The sequence below is a fragment of the Spirosoma flavus genome, assembly GCF_054778555.1.
In genome coordinates this window covers 910433-929417 of sequence record NZ_BAAGZL010000001.1, presented here as the reverse complement: position 1 = coordinate 929417, position 18985 = coordinate 910433, and the positions used below count along the sequence as shown (strand labels likewise).

The following is an 18985-nucleotide window of genomic DNA, read 5'->3' as shown; positions in this document are numbered from 1 at the left end:
TGTTACGTTAGAGAGTGATCACTCTCCAACGTAACAAAGACGCTTCTTGCGTTTATATCGCTAATTCAATCTAAGCTTACTTCCTGAATTATAGATCAGTCGGCCCGACTGGCTGAATCTCACCCGAAGCGCATTACCTGTATAGGACGCTGGCAACGTAACGGCATTGTTTAGGGTCAATGCGTCGGTACTGACCGGTAGGCGACCGCACGACCATACTGATGCATCATTCCAACTACCATCCTTAATCGTAAACATATTCACGCAGGTCGTCGTGTTGTTTACGGTAATCTGGAACGTGGTTGCGACGGTTAATCCGTTTGGGTCAGTAGCTACAACCGTTACGGTAAATGGCGAACCCACCGTGGTTGAAGGCGTGCCGCTGATTTTTGATGGTGCTGTAAACGCAAGGCCACTGGGCAATCCGCTAACCGATAATACGAGGTTGTTCGGCGTTTCGGCATCGGTGAATGTACTGGCGGGAATCACAAACAGAAAAGGCTGGTTTACGGGTGCTGTTTGCGGGCCGATTGCCTGTGCCACTGTAGGGGTCGTGTTCGGTACAGGCAGCACACTAAAGCTAAAGGTGGTCGAAACCGATAAACCGCCTGGATCAGTAGCCACAACTGTTACGGTAAACGGTGAACCGACTGTGGTTGAAGGAGTTCCCGAAATCGTTGTTTGCGTGATGAAATTAAGTCCGGCGGGAAGACCACTCACCGACAAAGTGAGGCTATTGGGCGTCTGGTCATCGGTAAACGTACCTGCAGGAATGCTAAATCCATAAGGAATACCTACGGTAGCGGTCTGAGAAGCAATCGGTTGTGCCACCGTCGGAGGTGCATTGGGGCGGTCTATGGTCAGCGTGAACGTAGTGCTAATCGACAGATTTCCCGGATCGGTAGCCACGACCGTTACGGTGAAGGGCGAACCGACGGTGGTTGAAGGGGTTCCCGAAATAAGCGTTGGCGCGGTGAAACTAAGTCCGGCGGGCAATCCTCGCATACTCAGCGTGAGGTTATTTGGGGTTTCGGCATCGGTGAACGTAGCAGACGGAATAGCAAAACTGAAACTTACCCCTAGGGTGGCGGTCTGAGAAGCAATCGGTTGCGCTACCGTAGGTGCGGTATTGGGTCGGTTTACGGTCAGCGAAAACGTAGTACTCACCGACAGACTTCCCGGATCGGTAGCCACAACGGTTACGGTGAACGGCGAACCCACCGTAGTTGAAGGCGTCCCGCTAATGGTCGACGGGGCGGTGAAACTGAGCCCGGCGGGAAGACCAATTACACTCAGCGTGAGACTATTAGGCGTTTCGGCATCGGTAAACGTAGCCGATGGAATGGTGAACGTGAGACTCACCCCTATCGTAGCTGTCTGCGAATTAATAGCCTGTGCCACTGTCGGTGCGGTATTTTTATCCGTAATCGTCACACTCACCGAATTCGTAGCAATGCCGTTGTAGGCCGGATCAGTGCTGCTGGTACTTTGGCTGATCTGGGCTGTGTGCGTACCTTCCAATACGTTGTCGTCAACGGCGGTTACGGTTACCGTCTGGGCTACACTATACGAAGCCGGCGTGAACGTCAGCGAAGTAGGACTGACGGACAACTGCGAGCCGGAATTAATCGAAACGATAACATCGGCCAAGGGCTGGCTGTTGAGTTTAATCGTATACGTATCAGTAGCCCCTCCTTCAACGACAGTCGTACTATTGCCGGATTCAACCACCAGTACACGATTGAGCGGAACGTAATAGCCGCCCGGATTTCCTACGTTGCCTGTGGTGGCACTATACGAATTTTGCACATCACCAACGGCGGAAAGCTGATACGTAGTGACCTGATTCAAACCCAGATTGGCGGGTGCGGTCCAGCCGCTTATGTCGCTGGTACGTACCGAATTCGGAATACCCTGATCATTGAACGTCAGTCTGTCCACCAGCGTAGCCGATGTATTGTAAATATTTATTTCATCGCTACGTCCCAGGTTTTCCAGATTACCGCCCAGCACTTTAACTGAATTGGGCAGATACCAGGCTCTTCGGAAAACAGTCGCATCGGCCTCGGTTACCACCACCGACTCGCCGGGCTGCACGATTCCTAAACTACTTAACGAAAACGATCCCGCTATCCGCGAATTATCGTCGTAGCTCCAGCCGGTCATATTGACGGGTGCGTTGCCAACATTCGTTAATTCGAAATATTCGCCGGGTGTGCCATTATACATGAATTCCGTGATGCGGATAATACCCACCGGCGTTGTGCTAACCGTGAAAGAGAAAATTGCGGTGGACGTATTGCTGGCTGGGTCGGTGGCAGAGATCGTAACCGACGATACCCCTCCCGTGGTAGGCGTGCCGATAATGGCCCGCGTTACGGCATCAAACGACAGACCGTTTGGGAGGCCAGCGGCCGCATAAAGAAGCGTCTGACTCTCGGGATCGGTGAAGGCCGGTACTACATAGCTATACGACACGCCCGCTGTTGCCGTCTGATTACTAATCGAAGCGGGCACCGGCGGCTGATTGGCATTGATCGTTATCCCAAAAGTCGCCGAAGTCGAAGCGTTAGCCGGATCGGTAGCTATTACCGTTATGGTTGTGGAGCCGCTGGCCGTTGGTGTACCCGAAATGATACGTGTTGTATTATCAACGCTCAGGCCCGCCGGCAGCCCCGTAATGGCATAGGCAAGCGTCTGACTCTCAGGATCTGTAAACGCTGGAACGGTATAAGTGAATGGGATGGCAACGATACCGCTCTGATCGGGAATGGTGGGGGCAACGGGTGGTTGATTGGCAAAACCTACGGCCGTGTTGACCGTGGCTGTTGAGCTGTTATTGGCTTCATCAGATTCAATAACAGAATTACCTTCATCAATCACAGCCGCGCCGGACGGCACCGTAATAGTAACCTCAGCCGGTGACGATACCGTAACGGTCAACGTAGCACTACTGCTAGCGGATAAACTTCCCCCCAAAAAAGAGACAACGCCACTTGATTGCGTCGCGGTGAAAGTACCTACATCCGAGGCTCCAACATAAGAAACTCCTACTGGTAATGTAAACGAAACGGGTACGTTGATAGCTTCAGCATTGCCGACGTTACTAACCACCAGGCTATAGACGAAGGGCTGGTCTATGATGGCAGACGACGGACCCGCCAACGAAACGGTCAGATCGGGAAGAGCCGGAATGGTCACACCCTTTATCGTTACCATGTCGAATCGCCAGTTGCCGCCCGGCGCATAGGTTGACGTCGGATTCGCAGCCGTATAGCTGGTAGGACTGCTTACGGGAACCGAAAATTCGGCGACGATACGAAAACGAACATCAGCACGATTATCGAGGGCCGGAATAGAAGCCAGATCGTACTGATTGTTGTTATAAAATTGATCACCTGCTGAAACGGAAAAGGGCAAGACAACATCTGTGTATGATGTACCTCCATCGGTAGAATATTGCAGGCGAGCCCTGTTAGCGGCCGTATTGCTAAAACGTTGATCCCAGGAAACTGTCAGGCTCTGGAAACCAGTGGTGGCAACTCGGAATTCGATACCGGCGGTTTTATTGTTCTGGGTAGCCGATGGGAAGTTTGTAATGCTATAGCCTGTGTTATCGGAAGCGGCCGGATCGCTTGAGCCAGATCCGTTGCCAAACGATGCCGTAGTACCGCCTACAGTGCTTAGACTACCAGCACCCGTTGACGGCGTTGTTGTGCCCGTACTATTGGATGCATCAGCAGGAACAGAGTTAAAATTCCATTGAGTAATAGTCGTTTGCGCCCAACTGATCGAACTCATTAACGACAAAACCACCAGGAAAAAACAAGCTAGAAAAATACGGTTCAGGGAAACGTGCTTCATAAATAAACGGTAATTGTTGTGGATCAGTTGATGGTCCAGACACCTTACTCAATGGTAAGTGTCTGATTAAGACAAAATTAATAACCATCTCCATCAGAATTGCCATTGATAACAATCTATTAATATCGGCAGTCTGAATAAGTTGAACTTCTGTTGATACCTCGTATTGATTAGTACATTTTTAGAAGAGCATATAAAATTCTAGATAACTACCGGAATCAGTTTTTCGTCAGCCCCAGGAAACCGGTGCTTGCCCTCGTTTATAGTGGGAAGAGATGTAGTGCAAATGCTATTCTGAAGTAGTATAAACAACAAATCGGCACCAAAAACTTGGTGCCGATTTGTTGTTTATACTACCGCCCTATATTGTTTAGGGCCAACTATAATTAGAAACCTAAACCAAGCGCGAAGCCGCGTACGGTTGGATTGCCCGGAATAGTTGCCATAGCCGAAGCCGCGCCAGAGCCTAAATTGATGCTGTATACGGTTGTTGTTCCGCCGGAACGTAGCAGGGCGTACCCCATGTTGCTTGTGCCGCCAATGTCGAATCCATTACCGCCTTCAGCACTGAAACCCAGGCCACCTACTGGCACCAACGTACCGTTGTTCGGCGGATTTTGGATAACTAACGTAGCGTTGGCCGTCCGGATGTCGATGTCATACAACGTAGTGGTAGTAGCTCCGGCAAAGTTATTTGTGTAAGCCGCAGCCGTTACAACGGGCGAACCCGGATTCAGTGCTACGTCTACAGCAGCTACGGTTCCATCATTCGGGTTCAGGCGCAAATCCTGACCGCTGTTGGTAACCACCCGAATCCGGTCGACGGTGGGGTTGAAATCGAAACCAATATCCGTACCCGACAGCGCCGGACTGAATGGCCCGCTGCCAATGGCTGTAGCGGCTCCTGTCCCCAGATTGATCGTATACAAACGACTCGTGCTACCCAGTGCGTATAACTGTCCATTCGCCGGACGGAAATCAAGTCCGTAAATGGTTTCGCCCGGTTGCATACCCGCAATTGGTTTCGCAACAGGCGACGGCGACATTGGGTTAAAAATCCAGAGATTATTCATTCCATCCGCCGAATAGGCAACTGGCTCCGTTGGAATAGCCAGACCTACAATACTCATTCCACTCGGCAAACCACCCAGGTATTCAGCGCGTCCTGTACTCAGGTTTAGCTGATAAAAACCCTGCGTATTATTGCTGATCAGAGCCGCTACGGCATCGCCATTGGGCGCAATATCAAAGCTACCCGTACCCGCAATGTCGATACCCAGCATGCCCACTTCTACCAACGTACCGTTATTGGGCGGGTCCTGCCGATACAATTTGTCGGTAATTGGGTCGATGTCATACAACGTAGTGGTTGTGGCGCCCGACCGGTTGTTGGTATAAGCCGCACCCGACAATGCTACGTTTGGAACCCCGTTGATATTCCCGTCGATGGCAGCAAGGCCACCCGTTTCAGGATTCAATCGTAAGTTCTGACCACGGTTCGTAACCAGGCGAATCCGGTCGACGGTGGGGTTGAAATCGAAGCCTACTACGTCGCCATTCACGGCAGGCGAGAAAGGGCCAGTTCCGAGCGCTGTTGCTACACCATTGGTCAGGTTAATCATATATAACCGACTCCCGTTACTAACCGCATAGAGCTGTCCTGTTGCCGGGCGGAAATCGATGGCCGTCAGACGTTCGTTGTTCAAAACACCCGTAACCGTAATCGTACCCATGTTAGCCGACGGATTCTGAGTGCTCAGCTTAAGGAGTTGATTGTTGTCGGTCAGCACATAAAACATGAAATCAGCCGATAACCGAGCATTGGCTGTATTTACCTGAGGGTCAAGCTGTAGCTGAGTATCGCGGCAGGATTCGAGCGTGGATAGTGAGCCGATAGCCAGCAGGCCAATAAAAAGGCGGAGGTGTTTTTTGTAGCGCATAGCTGTAGTTTTTTTCATTCGGATGTCCTTAAATGAGAAATGAAAACGATACTGACAGGGCTATACGGCCGTACTTGCAAAATGGATTTACTAAAATTAAAATTTCATTAAAAAACAATTATACGGTCGTTTATCAGGCTACCAACGTAGCGGGGTCGGATGACGTAGCAGCTTATGCGCTTACGTATAAATCACGCAGTCAAAAGACCAACGCGTTCGTATTAAATCAGCCAATACGTGTAACCCCCATTCTTCCGAACGGCGATGCCCAACGGCCACCACAGCCATACCTGTTTCATCGACAGCCACTTGAGCAGGTTTTCGATACGCTCCCGTCAGATACATTTGCGCACCACGTTCATCGGCTTCCCGCACAAGAGCATCAGTCATTGCACCCACAACGGCAATTCGGGAATTATCGAAGTTCAAGCCACTACTCGAATGACCTGCTTCGGCCCGGTCGTAGCCGCCAAACAGTTCTTTGATCCGGGTCAGCCAGTTGTCGAACTCATCCTCTGCTACGTCCACAATCATGCCCAGCGGCCGTTGAGGCAGGAATTTACCTTCGCTGGTAACCGATTGTTTATAACCAATTGGCTCGGGCGCCGACGTAGCACGTAGTAACTGCGCCAGTTGTTTGTTATGGCCTACTGTCAATGTTTCATCGAAAGGAAGATGATGCGACAACACGCCAACATCGGAGGGTATGGTTGCCAAATCGAGTTGCCAGGGGCGGTGCAGCCAGATCGCGTCGAGGTGGTTTTCTTCGATCCAGTCGGCTAAAGTCGGAAACGGCTCCAGAGCCAGGCCCATTCGTCGTATGGATCGTTTTGAGGGGTAATAAATCCCACCCTGTTCATCGGCTGGATAGCTTTCTGCGCTCAGTTCGCTGCGTAGGAAATTGGCAAGTTCCTCAAGCGAAGGATGTTCTGTATTCATACCTCTTTTAACTCGCCATATTGTTTATGGTTCGTTTTTCGCGGCAGAAGGCACCTGTTCTCGTTTGATAAGGGATGTATGGCGTATTTTCAACGCATATACATCATACAGCATACAGCATACACAACCCCTCATTTCCCATAGCCCGGCCCCATCAGCAATTGCCCCGGTCGCTGACCGTTATGTTTGCCATTTTCGATCACGGGCGTTCCGTTGACTAATACGTAAGGAATGCCCGTTGTGTACGCGTGCGGCTGATCATACGTAGCGCGGTCGGCTACGGTTTTTTCGTCGAATAGAACAATATCTGCCGCGTAACCCGGACGTAGCAAACCCCGGTCAGCAAGCCGGAAACGTTGTGCAGGCAGCGATGTCATCCGGCGAACGGCCTCCTCCAGAGGGATAACGTGCCGTTCGCGAACGTAGTGACCCAGTACGCGGGCATTGGTGCCATACGCCCGAGGATGCGGCATATCTTTCCCGAATTTCGCGACGCCCGCATCCGAAGCAATCATCGTGTTTGGATAGCGAAGAATGTTCTCTACGTCGGTTTCCGACATGGTGTGGTACACCATCTGGATACGTTTCAGGTTAGCCCTTTCCATCAATTCCATCACTAGTTCGGCCTCCGTTTCGGCGTTGTTCTTACGACCCAATTTCTGATTAATAGCACTGATACTCTTACCGTTGAAGGTAGTATCGGGCTTATAACTTGACACAACCGCGTACTCGTAATTCTTCCGCAGATTCTTGCTGAGCGTTTCCAGCATTTCGTTACGTATTTTGGTACGTGTCGCTGGATCATGGAACCGCACCAGTACAGCCGAATCACCATCGGCCAGCGCCCACGACGGCAAAATGCTCTCCAACGACGTACTGGAAGCCGTATACGGATACTGATCGACTGTTACGTCCAAACCCTCGCGTCGAGCGGCTTCTACCAGTTCGACAGTTTCGGTGCTTTTGCCCCATAACGGCTTGCTGGCGACTTTAAAATGCGAAATCTCAACCGGAATATTGGCTTCCCGACTGATCTGAATGGCTTCTGTAACCGCCTGCTTTACGTTCTGCCCCTCGTTACGTATGTGCGATGCGTACACACCACCGTAACGCGCTGCCGTTTTCGCCAGATTGACTACTTCCGGGGTGCGGGCGTAAGTGCCCGGTGTGTAAATCAGTCCCGTAGACATACCAACGGCTCCGTCTTTCATAGCCTGCTCAACCAGCGCTTCCATATCGGCCTGTTCGCGGGCGGTTGGCTCACGGAAAGCCATTTTCATGACTTTCATACGTACCGAATTATGACCAACTAGTGCGCCCACATTAATCGACGTTTTCATCAGCCGCAACGTATCGAAATACATTTTCAGGTTCGAGCTCGAACTGCCACAGTTGCCGGTTATTACGGTTGTAACGCCATCATAAATAAAGTTGGGCGCACCGGGTTGGGCTTCGAGACTACCTTCTACGTGGGCATGAACATCGATGAAGCCAGGAGCGACAATCAGCCCTTTGGCGTCGATGGTTTGTTTAGCGTCGGTTGCCGGAATCGACCCGACACGGGCAATACGTCCGTTCTGAATGGCAACGTCGGCATACACCCACGGGTTACCCGTTCCGTCGACAACGCGACCGTTTCGGATAACCAGATCGTAGGATTGGGCGAGGAGAAAACTGGGAAAGAGAAAACTGAATAGCAGTACGTAGCAACGAGAATGCATATATCGGATGAGTGGGCTAAAAAGAGAATGAACCAATATGCCTCTTTTTCCGCGCAAAAACAACCCGAGGAATGTATGATGTAGGGTATATGATGCTTTTGCTGCTAACCCAAAAACAGCATATACCCTACATCATATATCAGTTAATATTCATCGGCACTTGGCCCATAACTACCTGGGATTGGGATGTCCAGCAGCCGAAGGAAAACGCCCATTTGAGCGCGGTGATGGACAATCTGGTTAAGAGCGGTGCGGATAACTTCGTGTTTGGGCGACGTGAAGTAAATTTCGGCCCCGTTACGTAGCGTCCATGGCTCATTCAGAATAGCTTCATTTTCAGGCACCAGCCGCGATTTGCCATCGACCAGACAGGTTTCGAGATACGTCATCAGTTCGGCGGTGTTGTTGATGTGATCTTCCTTGTACGGGTTCTTTTCAAAATCCAGCCCATCGGTCGTTATTGCCATTGTCACCCAGGTCGGCAGGTTGGCAATATGCGTCGCCAGTTGCCGAACGGTCATGCTTTTTGCGTGGGGTCTCCAGTCGTATTTATCGTCCGGAATACGTTGTAGCATTTTGCGGGTTGTTTGAGTTTCCTGCTCGAGTTCGTTCAAAAACACGGGAATCAGTTGCATAGGATTTTGTCTGGTTTATTGTTCGTTACAAAGATCGGTGACACCCGTGACAGCCCTATGTCAGCAGGGTTTGGCCGGTTCAAACGAATTTTCAATTACCTTGCATCCACCGCCAGACATACGATTCTTCATGAAACACGTACTGTTTCTTTCTTTGCTTTTCACTACGTTGATAGGGCTTGCGCAACCGACGAAACCTATTTTCCCGACACCCCTGAGCCCGCGTCTGGCGAATTACCAGATCGACGTAACGCTCGACCCCGTCGCGAAAAAAATCACCGGACGCGAAACGCTGACCTGGCGGAATGCATCGCCCGACCGGATTTCCGAATTGCAATTTCACCTGTATCTCAATGCGTTCAAGAACGAGCGTACTACGTTCATGCGCGAATCGGGTGGGCAGTTGCGGGGCACACAAATCGACCGAAACGCTAAAATTGATCCGTACGGCTCCATCGACGTTGTTTCGATGCGCGAGAAGGGTGGCAACTCGTTAATGTATCAGTTTATTCAGCCCGACGATCACAACATCAACGACCAAACTGTGATTCGGGTGCCGCTGAGCAAACCCCTCGAACCGGGTCAAACCATCGTACTGGACATTGCTTTCCGCGCCAAACTGCCGAAAATATTTGCCCGCACTGGTTTTGAAGACGACTTTTTTCTGGTAGGCCAGTGGTTCCCGAAAATTGGGGTGTATGAGCCAGCCGGGTCGCGTTACGCTAAGGCAGGTCAGTGGAACTGCCACCAGTTTCACGCCCATTCCGAATTCTACGCCGATTATGGTGTTTACGACGTGACTATTACGACGCCAAAAGAGTATTGGATCAGCGCAGTTGGCCTGTTTCAGTCCGAAAAAATGCATAAGAATGGCACCAAAACCATTCTCTATCACGCCGAAGACGTAGTGGATTTTGCGTGGACTGCTTCTCCTCATTTCCAGGTGATTAATGACAAATGGAAACGTCCTTCGGGTGGTACGGTCGATATTGAGCTGGTGATGCAGCCCGAACACGCGCATCAGGCAAAACGGCACCTGGACGCTGCGAAAGCGGCATTGACCTATTTTGACAAAAACCTCGGCAAATATCCTTTCCCAAATCTGACCATCGTTGACCCTCCCCTCAGCGCCGACGGTGCAGCCGGAATGGAGTACCCGACGTTCATTACTGCCGGAACAGCTTCTTTTTTGCCCAAAGGCGTTCTCTTCCCCGAACAGGTGGTTGTGCATGAGTTTGGTCATCAGTACTTTATGCAATTGCTGGCGACGAACGAATTCGAAGAAGCCTGGCTCGATGAAGGTGTAAATCAGTATTACGAAGGCCGAATCATGGATGCTACGTATGGTGCTCGTCAGTCGGTCGTAAATCTGTTCGGGTTTCGGATGGGTGATCTGGAAATGTCGCGGGATAGTTACGTGCACCAGGATAATCCAGCCATTGGATCGTCGTTTGGCAATACGTGGCAACTTCCTGATGGCCAGTATGGTGTGCTGACGTACATGAAAACCGCTACGTGGATGCGAACGCTGGAGGGGTTGGTTGGCCGGGCGGTAATGGACGAAATTATGCAGACGTATTTCATCCGCTGGAAGTTTAAACATCCGAGCGGGCAAAACTTCATCGACGTTGTCAACGAAATCGTTCCGAAGCGATTGGGATCGAAATACGGCTCCGACATGAACTGGTTTTTTGAACAGGTGCTCTACGGCGAACAGGTCGTGGATTATCAGTTGACTTCACTCCGAAATAAAAAAATAGGGAACGGTTATCAATCGACCGTAACGGTAGAACGCAAAGGCGATGGGCGGATGCCGGTGGACATATTGGTGCATTTCGACAATGATAAAGAATTGATGCTGTTCTGGGATGGCAAAAGTCGGCAGCGGCTGTTTACGGTAACTGAAAACGCCAAAGCTGTATGGGCAAAGGTCGACCCGAAGCAAAAAATCTATATGGATACAGATCTGAACAACAACAGCTTAACCCTCGAGCCTACCTCGGCACCAGCGGCTAAATTCGCTACTCGGTTCCTGTTCTGGGTCGAAAACTGGATGCAGTGGCTGGCCTGGCTGGCCTAGGACTGGCTGATTTTTTGTATCTTTCCATAGAAAACGAATACGTCGATGAGCATTCAGGAACTGAAGAGTAAGATTCATCTCCAAATCGATGAACAGTTGAACGAAGCTATTTTAGTTGAAGTAAGCCGAATTTTATCGAGCGATATAAGCCGGGACATACTTGATGATTTAACCGATGAACAACTAGCAGGGCTCGAGAAGGCTCGTGAGGAAGTTCGTCAAGGTAAAGGAATGTCTTTGGATGATTTTAAACGTAAAATGGAAACTAAGTGGCCGCAGTTAAAATCGTTGTAATGCCATCGGTAGATGATGACGTAAATAATATAACCGATTTTTTAGCAGAAAACTGATCACCTGAAGTAGCGATGCGTTTCGTCAACGCTTTTTACAGAAGCCTCAACGTATTGGAATCTGCTCCTGAGATTGGCACACTATCTCGCAAGGTGTTCGGAGTACGAAGAAAAATGATTGATACGTATAATGCACTCTATTACGAATTAGTTGATGACACCCTCTATGTCCTGCGCATTATCGACACACGTAGTAATCCTAATACGAATCCGTACTAACGAATGACTTTCTCCGAAATCGCCGACCTGCTCACCACCCAATTTGGCGCTGATCTGCAAGTGAATACTCAGAATTTCCAGCCGTTTCTCATCGTTCCTGCCGAACGTCTGGTAGCCGTTTGCCAGTTTCTTCGTGATGATAAACGGTTATTTTTTGATCTCTTATCCTGCGTAACGGGCATTGATAATGGGCCAGATGCCAATACAATGGAGGTTGTTTATAACTTTACTTCCATTCCTTACGAGCATAATCTGATGCTAAAAGTCATGGTGCCACGTAGCACGGGTAGCAATCGCTTGCCGTCGGTGCCGAGCGTAGCCCACATCTGGCGAACCGCCGACTGGCACGAACGAGAAGCTTTCGATCTGGTAGGCATCCAGTTCGAAAATCACCCCGACCTGCGCCGAATCCTGCTTCCTACTGATTGGGTTGGCCATCCTCTTCGGGTTGACTATCAGGAAGCAGATCAATATCACGGCACCAAAACAAAGTAAAACGACCACATTTTTAGCCCATTGTTGACAGTTTGGGCTTTTCGTTTGTTATTGCTTTATCTGTTTCCCGAAGCAATGAAAATCCTGAACCGACGCTACTTCTACTTACTACTTTTTACGGCCTGTTTTCACTACGTATCGTCCCACGCTCAGTCCGTCGATTCGGTAATTGTGACCGGACGTATTCGAAATTTATCAGCCCGGCTCTACCGCGAAGCACCCACCGTTTTCATGAGCCGGACGAATATTTTGCAGGCCAATCGCGAATTGGTACGTCCCGCTCCGCTCAACCTCGACGGTACGTTCCGGGTTTCTCTGCCACTGATTTATCCGCAGGAAGAGGTATTTTTTAATTACGGACGCATTTCAACCGCGCTTCTGGCCTCGCCCGGCACGCTCACTGTTGATCTGGATGCGGATTCTCTGTTTTCAACGGCCGTTCCGTTCAAATTTGGTGGCGTAAATGCCCAGGTGAACCAACAATTTGCCCGGTACAAGGCTTTCGAAGCGAATTATCCCAACAAGCCCGACGGCAAAAAGCTGTCGAATCAGGTTAATAACATGGGCAATGAGGCCACTTACAAGTTGGTAGCCAATGCCTATCGGGCTCCTTTCGCGGCTTTTGCGACTAAAGAAAAACCGTTTCCACTGCTTGTACGTTGGGTTGGTTATTCAAATCGATACAATGCCGCAGCCTTTCTATACGACAAAGCCGCTTACGACAACGACGATTTATCGGAAATATCGATCGATTCGTTACGTCCCACCGATGACCAGATACTAACGCTGGCGCGGGCGTCGGCTATGAATCGATTTGCCAACTACGTCACCCAGCGTGTTAGCACAACTGTTACTAATAATCGCAACGGCCTGTCAGTTCGCGTGCTTGCTACGTTACTTGATCGATACGGTAAAGACCTGACCGCTGATGAGCGCTTAAAACTGAATGATTATGCGCTAAAAAACTCAGCCCGCGCAGCTGATCTGCGTTTTTTTGAAGGATTGGTCCGACGGAGCCCCGATACGTTGCAGCGGCTGGTTAACTACGAAACGATGATCGAACGTAGCAGACAGGCGTTTGACGGCCCCGCCGTGAGCTACATGACGGCCTATTGGCTGGCCAGTACGTTGCCTGGGCTAACCCTCGATTTTGCCAAACTCCTTTATGACTACGCTCGTCCACAGGTGAAAGACCCTGCCCTGGGGCAATCGCTGGATGAGCTGTATCGGCTTGAAATAAAGGACAGTACGCGCATCCGTGCGGCCGTACAAACCTTGCAGAACGCCGGTAATTCAGAAAGACCAGTTGAAATTTCGTCCGGTGTATTTGTTACGCAAAATCGCCTGGGCAGCGGCTCTACGTTGTTCGACAAGGTGATCAATTCGAACCGGGGAAAGGTTATCTACGTACTGATGGTTCCAAATGACGAAGCGGGGCGCCAGGCGGCACAGGATGCACAACGCCTGCGAAATGTGTATAATCCTCGCGACTTTGCACTGATTTACGTACCCATGCCCGATACCAACAAACAGGTATGGCCCGAAATCGCAACCCGTTACAACCTGATCGGCGATCATTTATTACTTACTGACAATCAATTATTTGATGCCGTTGAGCGAATGCGTGCCGACAGTGAAATTTCGGCTATGGTGATTAATCGAACGGGCAAAATCGTTAAACGTAATGCTCCGCTGCCTGCCGATATTGGTGAAGCGCGTAAGGTGCTGGACAAAAGCCTCTAATGCTACGTTTGGCTTTGGTGCTTACCCGAAGTTGATACGTTCAAAACCGACGTAGTGAAATTCTGGTTAAGTTCTGCATAGTGAAGGATCAACTCTATGCGGAAGCCATACAGCAATTATTTCGTCAGGCATTTGTTGCTGATTGGCTTATTTATAGGTTCGTCAGTCGACGTGCTGGCTCAGACGCTGGTGAAGCGGTTATACGATCGTTTTCTGAACGATACTACGTCGTCCTCGAATCCGCACGTTTCGTTTTATCCCACGATAGCTTACGCCCCAGAAACCAGTTTCGAATTGGGTGTATCGGCTCTCTATCTATACCACGCCCGTAATAAAGTCCAGCGGAACCGCCTGAGTGAATTACAGACATTTAGCTTTGTTACGTTACGTGGCCAGTACGGACTTTTCCTCGATCACACCATTTACGGCGATAACGACCGATGGTATTTTCTGGGGCGCGGGCGCATCCAGCGATTTCCCCTACTCTATTACGGAATTGGCCCTAAAACAAAATCCGGCGATCCCGCCACAGTTGATGCCTTTTCCGTTCAGTTTCGCGAACGAGCCATGCGCCGAATTCGACCCAACCTGTTTGGCGGGCTAGAACTTGATTTTCAACATTTAAGCAATATCGAGTTCGAACAACCCGAAGGCATGACGCACGAGCTTCCATTGGGCAGCAACGGTACGTCGAACGTTGGACTTGGACCGGGGCTTATTTACGATAGCCGTCCGAATGCCCTGAATCCACGTAGCGGTTTTTTCGGGGAAGTGGCTTATCTCAACTACGGTCAATCACGTAGCAATTCGCTGTCATTCCATAACCTGTTTGCCGATGTACGAGGCTATCATCCGATGCGAAAAAATCAGGTGCTGGCCTGGCAGGTATACGGCAACCTGACAACAGGAGACGTACCATTTAATCAACTGGCGCTGCTAGGTGGCGAAACGATTATGCGGGGCTATTACATGGGCCGTTACCGGGATAAGTTTTACGCAGCCGCTCAGGTTGAATATCGCTGGCTACCTTTTCCGTTCAGCCAGCGGTTTGGTGCCGTTGTTTTTGCGGCTGTCGGCACGGTCGCGCCCGCCATCAATCAGGTGCAGTTTAATCACCTACTACCAACGGGTGGCACGGGTGTTCGTTACCTGCTTTTCAAGAAGAAAGATGTTTTTCTCCGCGCCGACATGGGCATCACTCGCGAAGGCGTCGGTTTCTACATCCTCACCGGCGAGTCGTTTTGAGAGGAGTTATAAAGTTGTAGGGTTATAGGGTTGTAAAGTTCTAAATGCGTCAGCCAACTTTACAACCCTATAACCCTACAACCTTACAACTTTATAATTCCCCATCTATAAGCCGTATTTATCCAGCAGATAAACCAGCGCAGCCATCGACGCACCACCGAGTTCAAGTTCACGTTGGCTAACGGCTTCGAAGTTATCAACCATCGTGTGGTGGTAATCAAAATAGCGTTGTGTATCCGGTTTAAAGCCAAAGAGTACCGTGCCTAACTGCGCCAATGGACCAATATCAGCACCGCCACCGCCAGCGCCGATTTCGTGAAGGCCGTAAGGCGTAAGTAGTGGTTTCCAGAGAATTACTTTCGCCCGTTGATCGGGTGTTCCGACGATACCGAAACCTCTTGGCGTGAAACCACCATTGTCGGATTCTACAGCTGCAATGTGTTTTTCGTTATTCTTTTTTGCTACGTCGGCGTATTGGATTCCACCCCGCAAGCCATTTTCCTCATTCATGAACATCACTGCCCGAATGGTACGTTTCGGTTTGATTCCCAGCGCTTTCATGATACGTAGCACTTCGATAGACTGAACGCAGCCAGCGCCATCGTCGTGCGCACCTTCGGCCAGATCCCACGAATCGAGGTGGCCGCCAACGACAATGATTTCGTCGGGTTTCTCACTTCCCCGAATTTCGCCCACTACGTTGTAGGATTTGGCGTCGGGCAGCGTTTCGCAATTCTGTTTGAAGAAGAACGTAGTGTTTGGATTTTCGGCTAAGGTTTTGCTTAATAAATCCGCTCCGTTGGTGCTGATAGCCGCCGTCGGAATCAGGGGTACACCCGTCGCATAGCGCATACCACCTACGTGCGGATAATTGTCATGAACATTAGTCATCGAACGTATTATGGCCCCAACCGCGCCCAAACGGGCTGCTTCGGTAGCACCATTGGCTCGCTGCTCCACCGCCCCGCTATAAGCTTCGAACGTATTGATTTTGGTTGGGTCCATCGGGCGATTGAAAAACACGATTTTCCCTTTAACCTTGTCGGGACTCATCGCCCGCAGTTCAGCAAAGCTTTTGACTTCAATAACGCCCGCACCGATGCCTTTGGGAGGAGTCGCTACGGAACCGCCCAAGGCCGCAATAGGCACCACCGTTTTCTGCTTCCCGTTCAGGATGTACGCTTCTTCTTTGGCACCACGTACCCAGTGCGGTACCATAACATCCTGTAAAAAAACCCGGTCGAAGCCATGCTGTTCCATCACTTGTTTGGTCCAGTCAACGGCCTTCTGCGCTCCCGCCGAACCGCTCAATCGTGGCCCGATTTTCTTGGTCAGATGCCGGAGCCATTCGTAGGATTTTCCGTTCGAGAGCGCTTCATCGTAAATTTTTCGGATGGTCACCGAATCAGTGTACTGCGCCTGAACGTAGTGAACAGTTAGAATGAGAAGAAGTGTAATCGTTTTTTTCATGATTGAGGTTGTATTGGTTAACGTAGCAAGATACAAAAAGGCCCGGTTGCTACGTAGCAACCGGGCGTTACGTTGTTCCAAAGAACGTATTACATATTGATCGCCCGATTGTCGGTAGCGGCCAAGCAGGCTTCTTTGAACGCTTCGGTATAGGTCGGGTGAGCGTGCGACATACGTGATACGTCCTCGGCCGACGCCCGGAATTCCATGGCGGTTACGGCTTCGGCAATCATGTCAGCGGCACGGGCACCAATCATGTGAACGCCCAGAATTTCGTCGGTTTCCTTGTGTGCCAGCACTTTCACCAGCCCATCAACATCCATACTAGCCCGCGCCCGGCCCAGTGCTTTGAACGGGAACGAACCCACTTTATACGGAATGCCTTCTTTTTTGACTTCTTCTTCGGTATAGCCCACCGAAGCCACTTCGGGCCACGTATACACAACACCTGGAATCAGCCGGTAGTGAATGTGCGGCTTCTGCCCCACAATGGTTTCGGCAATAAACGTACCTTCCTCTTCGGCTTTGTGCGCCAGCATTGCCCCGCGTATTACGTCGCCCAGCGCGTAGATGTGTGGCACGCTGGTACGTAGGTGTTCATCAACTTCGATACGTCCCCGATCGTCGGTTTTCAGACCGGCGGCTTCCAGATTTAAACCATCGGTGTATGGACGACGACCAACCGATACCAAGCAGTAATCGCCGGTGAGGGTTATCTGCTCGCCTTTTGGCGTATCAACGCTTACTATGACTTCATCACCCTTGTTTTCTACTTTCGTGACTTTGTGGCTGAAATAGAAATCGGCGCCGAGTTTTTTGACTACTTTCTGCAGCTCCTTGCCCATCGTTTTATCCATCGTCGGAATCATCGAATCGGCAAACTCCACAAACGACACTTTCGAGCCAATCCGGGCATATACCGAACCCAATTCAGCGCCAATCACACCCGCGCCAATTACAATCAGGTGCTTAGGAATTTCCTGAAGTGTCAGGGCTTCGGTCGACGTAATGACCCGTTTTTTGTCGATAGGCATCGACGGGAACGACGACGGTTTCGAGCCGGTAGCGATGATGATATTTTTTCCGGTGATGGTTTGTTCGCTGCCATCGCTTTTGGTGATTTTGATCGTATGCGGATCAACAAACGAACCGACGCCGTGATATTCGTCGATTTTATTTTTCTTCATCAGGAACGTAATGCCCTTGGTCGTCTGGTCGACAACGCTGGTTTTGCGGGCAATCATCTGCGCCAGATCAACTTGCAAATCAGCCAGTTTGATGCCATGCTCGGCAAAGGTGTGGGCAGCATTGTAATAATGCTCCGTCGAATCGAGCAGTGCTTTCGACGGAATACAACCGACGTTCAGGCACGTACCGCCCAAGCTCGGGTATTTTTCAATAATGGCCGTTTTCAGTCCGAGTTGTGCACAACGAATCGCGCCGGTATATCCACCCGGTCCGGAGCCAATCATAATTACGTCGTATTCCATAGAATTAATTTATAAGCGACTAAGTAGAGAGCCTGTAGACGCAAGAAAAAAGAAATTTGAACGGTAGGATACTGTTCATCTTCTATCTAACATCATTCATCGAAACAAAATGCAAATTTTGGACGAGAATTTGATTACCCAAACCGATTTCGAAAAAATCGTGTTGGTAGTTCTGTGAAGTCGCTCCGTTTTGCGTCTATTTTGGTCCACCTATGCGTTTTATTCCTTTACTTTTTTGTGTAGTTCCGCTGTTAATCAGCGGTTGCAATAATCCCGCCCAGCAGAATCAGGCCCCTGTTTATTACGACGTAGTAGGGTTTGTGCAGAAACAGATTGCCGGTTTATCGGCGCAGAAGCCATTAGTCAACAAGACGGTGGCCATCAACGAAAACCGAAATCAGCAAAATACCCACGACATTAACTGGGCCCACGAACTGGAGTTGTTTGTACAGGCCGACATCAACAAACCGGCACTACGTAACAGTTACGTCATTACGCGCCCCGACTCAGCAACGTATCAGTATACCCTGAAACCTGAAGAAGAACACCTTGCGGTTCAATCACTTACGGTTCAGTTAGATACTACGTCGCGCCAGCCCCGCCGAATCGAAGCGGTGATGCAAACCAGCAATCCACTATACTCTTCCGAACGACACGTATTGCTGGAAAGCGGCCCCGCAGCTGGTCGCGAATGGCAGATAAAACATTACAAACTATCTGGCTACCAGAAACTACCGTATTTCGACAAGAACGAATTTCTGGTTGAGGGACGGGTGCAGTAAATCTTAATTATT

Annotated in this window: 14 protein-coding genes; 7 read left to right on the top strand and 7 right to left on the bottom strand. The window is 50.1% G+C overall.

Annotated features, from left to right (window positions below; all coding sequences use genetic code 11):
• Positions 1-60: 60 nt before the first annotated feature.
• The 5 genes from ACYVF1_RS03600 to ACYVF1_RS03580 form a co-directional block, all read right to left on the bottom strand.
• Entirely contained in the window at positions 61-3864 is a 3804-nt protein-coding gene (locus ACYVF1_RS03600; protein ID WP_461075697.1) for a putative Ig domain-containing protein, read from the bottom strand.
• A gap of 386 nt (positions 3865-4250) precedes the next feature.
• Positions 4251-5822: a DUF4394 domain-containing protein gene (locus ACYVF1_RS03595; protein ID WP_461075695.1), complete on the bottom strand. Its 1572-nt coding sequence runs from the start codon at positions 5820-5822 to the stop codon at positions 4251-4253.
• 162 nt (positions 5823-5984) lie between these two features.
• A complete protein-coding gene (locus tag ACYVF1_RS03590; protein WP_461075693.1) occupies positions 5985-6743 on the bottom strand; it encodes a Nif3-like dinuclear metal center hexameric protein in 759 nt (252 codons plus the stop codon).
• Between the two features lie 131 nt (positions 6744-6874).
• Complete coding sequence (locus tag ACYVF1_RS03585; RefSeq protein ID WP_461075691.1) at positions 6875-8464, bottom strand: N-acyl-D-amino-acid deacylase family protein; 1590 nt, start codon at positions 8462-8464, stop codon at positions 6875-6877.
• Between the two features lie 143 nt (positions 8465-8607).
• Positions 8608-9099: a DinB family protein gene (locus tag ACYVF1_RS03580; protein WP_461075689.1), complete on the bottom strand. Its 492-nt coding sequence runs from the start codon at positions 9097-9099 to the stop codon at positions 8608-8610.
• Positions 9100-9229: 130 nt separating this feature from the next.
• Here ACYVF1_RS03580 and ACYVF1_RS03575 point away from each other — a divergent pair, with 130 nt between their 5' ends.
• The 6 genes from ACYVF1_RS03575 to ACYVF1_RS03550 all read left to right on the top strand — a co-directional run bounded on the left by ACYVF1_RS03575 (position 9230) and on the right by ACYVF1_RS03550 (position 15231).
• A complete protein-coding gene (locus ACYVF1_RS03575) occupies positions 9230-11179 on the top strand; it encodes a M1 family metallopeptidase (protein WP_461075687.1) in 1950 nt (649 codons plus the stop codon).
• Between the two features lie 45 nt (positions 11180-11224).
• Positions 11225-11473 (top strand): hypothetical protein, encoded by a 249-nt coding sequence (locus ACYVF1_RS03570; RefSeq protein ID WP_461075685.1) that lies wholly within the window; start codon positions 11225-11227, stop codon positions 11471-11473.
• A gap of 71 nt (positions 11474-11544) precedes the next feature.
• Complete coding sequence (locus ACYVF1_RS03565; RefSeq protein WP_461075683.1) at positions 11545-11748, top strand: hypothetical protein; 204 nt, start codon at positions 11545-11547, stop codon at positions 11746-11748.
• A gap of 3 nt (positions 11749-11751) precedes the next feature.
• Positions 11752-12243 (top strand): NADH-quinone oxidoreductase subunit C, encoded by a 492-nt coding sequence (locus tag ACYVF1_RS03560; RefSeq protein ID WP_461075681.1) that lies wholly within the window; start codon positions 11752-11754, stop codon positions 12241-12243.
• 75 nt (positions 12244-12318) lie between these two features.
• Positions 12319-13986, top strand: coding sequence for a hypothetical protein (locus tag ACYVF1_RS03555; RefSeq protein ID WP_461075679.1), 1668 nt, complete (start codon positions 12319-12321; stop codon positions 13984-13986).
• 96 nt (positions 13987-14082) lie between these two features.
• Positions 14083-15231: a BamA/TamA family outer membrane protein gene (locus ACYVF1_RS03550; protein WP_461075677.1), complete on the top strand. Its 1149-nt coding sequence runs from the start codon at positions 14083-14085 to the stop codon at positions 15229-15231.
• Positions 15232-15336: 105 nt separating this feature from the next.
• Here the strand turns inward: ACYVF1_RS03550 and ACYVF1_RS03545 are convergent, their stop codons facing one another.
• Together ACYVF1_RS03545 and lpdA are read right to left on the bottom strand one after the other, a co-directional pair.
• The gene (locus tag ACYVF1_RS03545) at positions 15337-16701 is read right to left on the bottom strand and encodes a M28 family peptidase (protein ID WP_461077801.1); all 1365 of its coding nucleotides are present in this window, start codon (positions 16699-16701) and stop codon (positions 15337-15339) included.
• An 89-nt stretch (positions 16702-16790) separates the two neighbouring features.
• The gene (gene lpdA, locus ACYVF1_RS03540; RefSeq protein ID WP_461075675.1) at positions 16791-18191 is read right to left on the bottom strand and encodes a dihydrolipoyl dehydrogenase; all 1401 of its coding nucleotides are present in this window, start codon (positions 18189-18191) and stop codon (positions 16791-16793) included.
• 212 nt (positions 18192-18403) lie between these two features.
• Between lpdA and ACYVF1_RS03535 the strand changes: the two genes are divergently transcribed.
• The gene (locus tag ACYVF1_RS03535) at positions 18404-18973 is read left to right on the top strand and encodes a hypothetical protein (RefSeq protein ID WP_461075673.1); all 570 of its coding nucleotides are present in this window, start codon (positions 18404-18406) and stop codon (positions 18971-18973) included.
• Positions 18974-18985: the final 12 nt, after the last annotated feature.

Excerpts from the sequence above, each read along its gene's own strand:
- ACYVF1_RS03585 (WP_461075691.1), bottom strand. The coding sequence starts at position 8,464 with ATGCATTCTCGTTGCTACGTACTGCTATTCAGTTTTCTCTTTCCCAGT.
- ACYVF1_RS03535 (WP_461075673.1), top strand. The coding sequence starts at position 18,404 with ATGCGTTTTATTCCTTTACTTTTTTGTGTAGTTCCGCTGTTAATCAGC.
- ACYVF1_RS03575 (WP_461075687.1), top strand. The coding sequence starts at position 9,230 with ATGAAACACGTACTGTTTCTTTCTTTGCTTTTCACTACGTTGATAGGG.
- ACYVF1_RS03555 (WP_461075679.1), top strand. The coding sequence starts at position 12,319 with ATGAAAATCCTGAACCGACGCTACTTCTACTTACTACTTTTTACGGCC.
- ACYVF1_RS03560 (WP_461075681.1), top strand. The coding sequence starts at position 11,752 with ATGACTTTCTCCGAAATCGCCGACCTGCTCACCACCCAATTTGGCGCT.
- lpdA (WP_461075675.1), bottom strand. The coding sequence starts at position 18,191 with ATGGAATACGACGTAATTATGATTGGCTCCGGACCGGGTGGATATACC.
- ACYVF1_RS03600 (WP_461075697.1), bottom strand. The coding sequence starts at position 3,864 with ATGAAGCACGTTTCCCTGAACCGTATTTTTCTAGCTTGTTTTTTCCTG.
- ACYVF1_RS03565 (WP_461075683.1), top strand. The coding sequence starts at position 11,545 with ATGCGTTTCGTCAACGCTTTTTACAGAAGCCTCAACGTATTGGAATCT.
- ACYVF1_RS03580 (WP_461075689.1), bottom strand. The coding sequence starts at position 9,099 with ATGCAACTGATTCCCGTGTTTTTGAACGAACTCGAGCAGGAAACTCAA.
- ACYVF1_RS03595 (WP_461075695.1), bottom strand. The coding sequence starts at position 5,822 with ATGAAAAAAACTACAGCTATGCGCTACAAAAAACACCTCCGCCTTTTT.
- ACYVF1_RS03545 (WP_461077801.1), bottom strand. The coding sequence starts at position 16,701 with ATGAAAAAAACGATTACACTTCTTCTCATTCTAACTGTTCACTACGTT.
- ACYVF1_RS03550 (WP_461075677.1), top strand. The coding sequence starts at position 14,083 with ATGCGGAAGCCATACAGCAATTATTTCGTCAGGCATTTGTTGCTGATT.
- ACYVF1_RS03570 (WP_461075685.1), top strand. The coding sequence starts at position 11,225 with ATGAGCATTCAGGAACTGAAGAGTAAGATTCATCTCCAAATCGATGAA.
- ACYVF1_RS03590 (WP_461075693.1), bottom strand. The coding sequence starts at position 6,743 with ATGAATACAGAACATCCTTCGCTTGAGGAACTTGCCAATTTCCTACGC.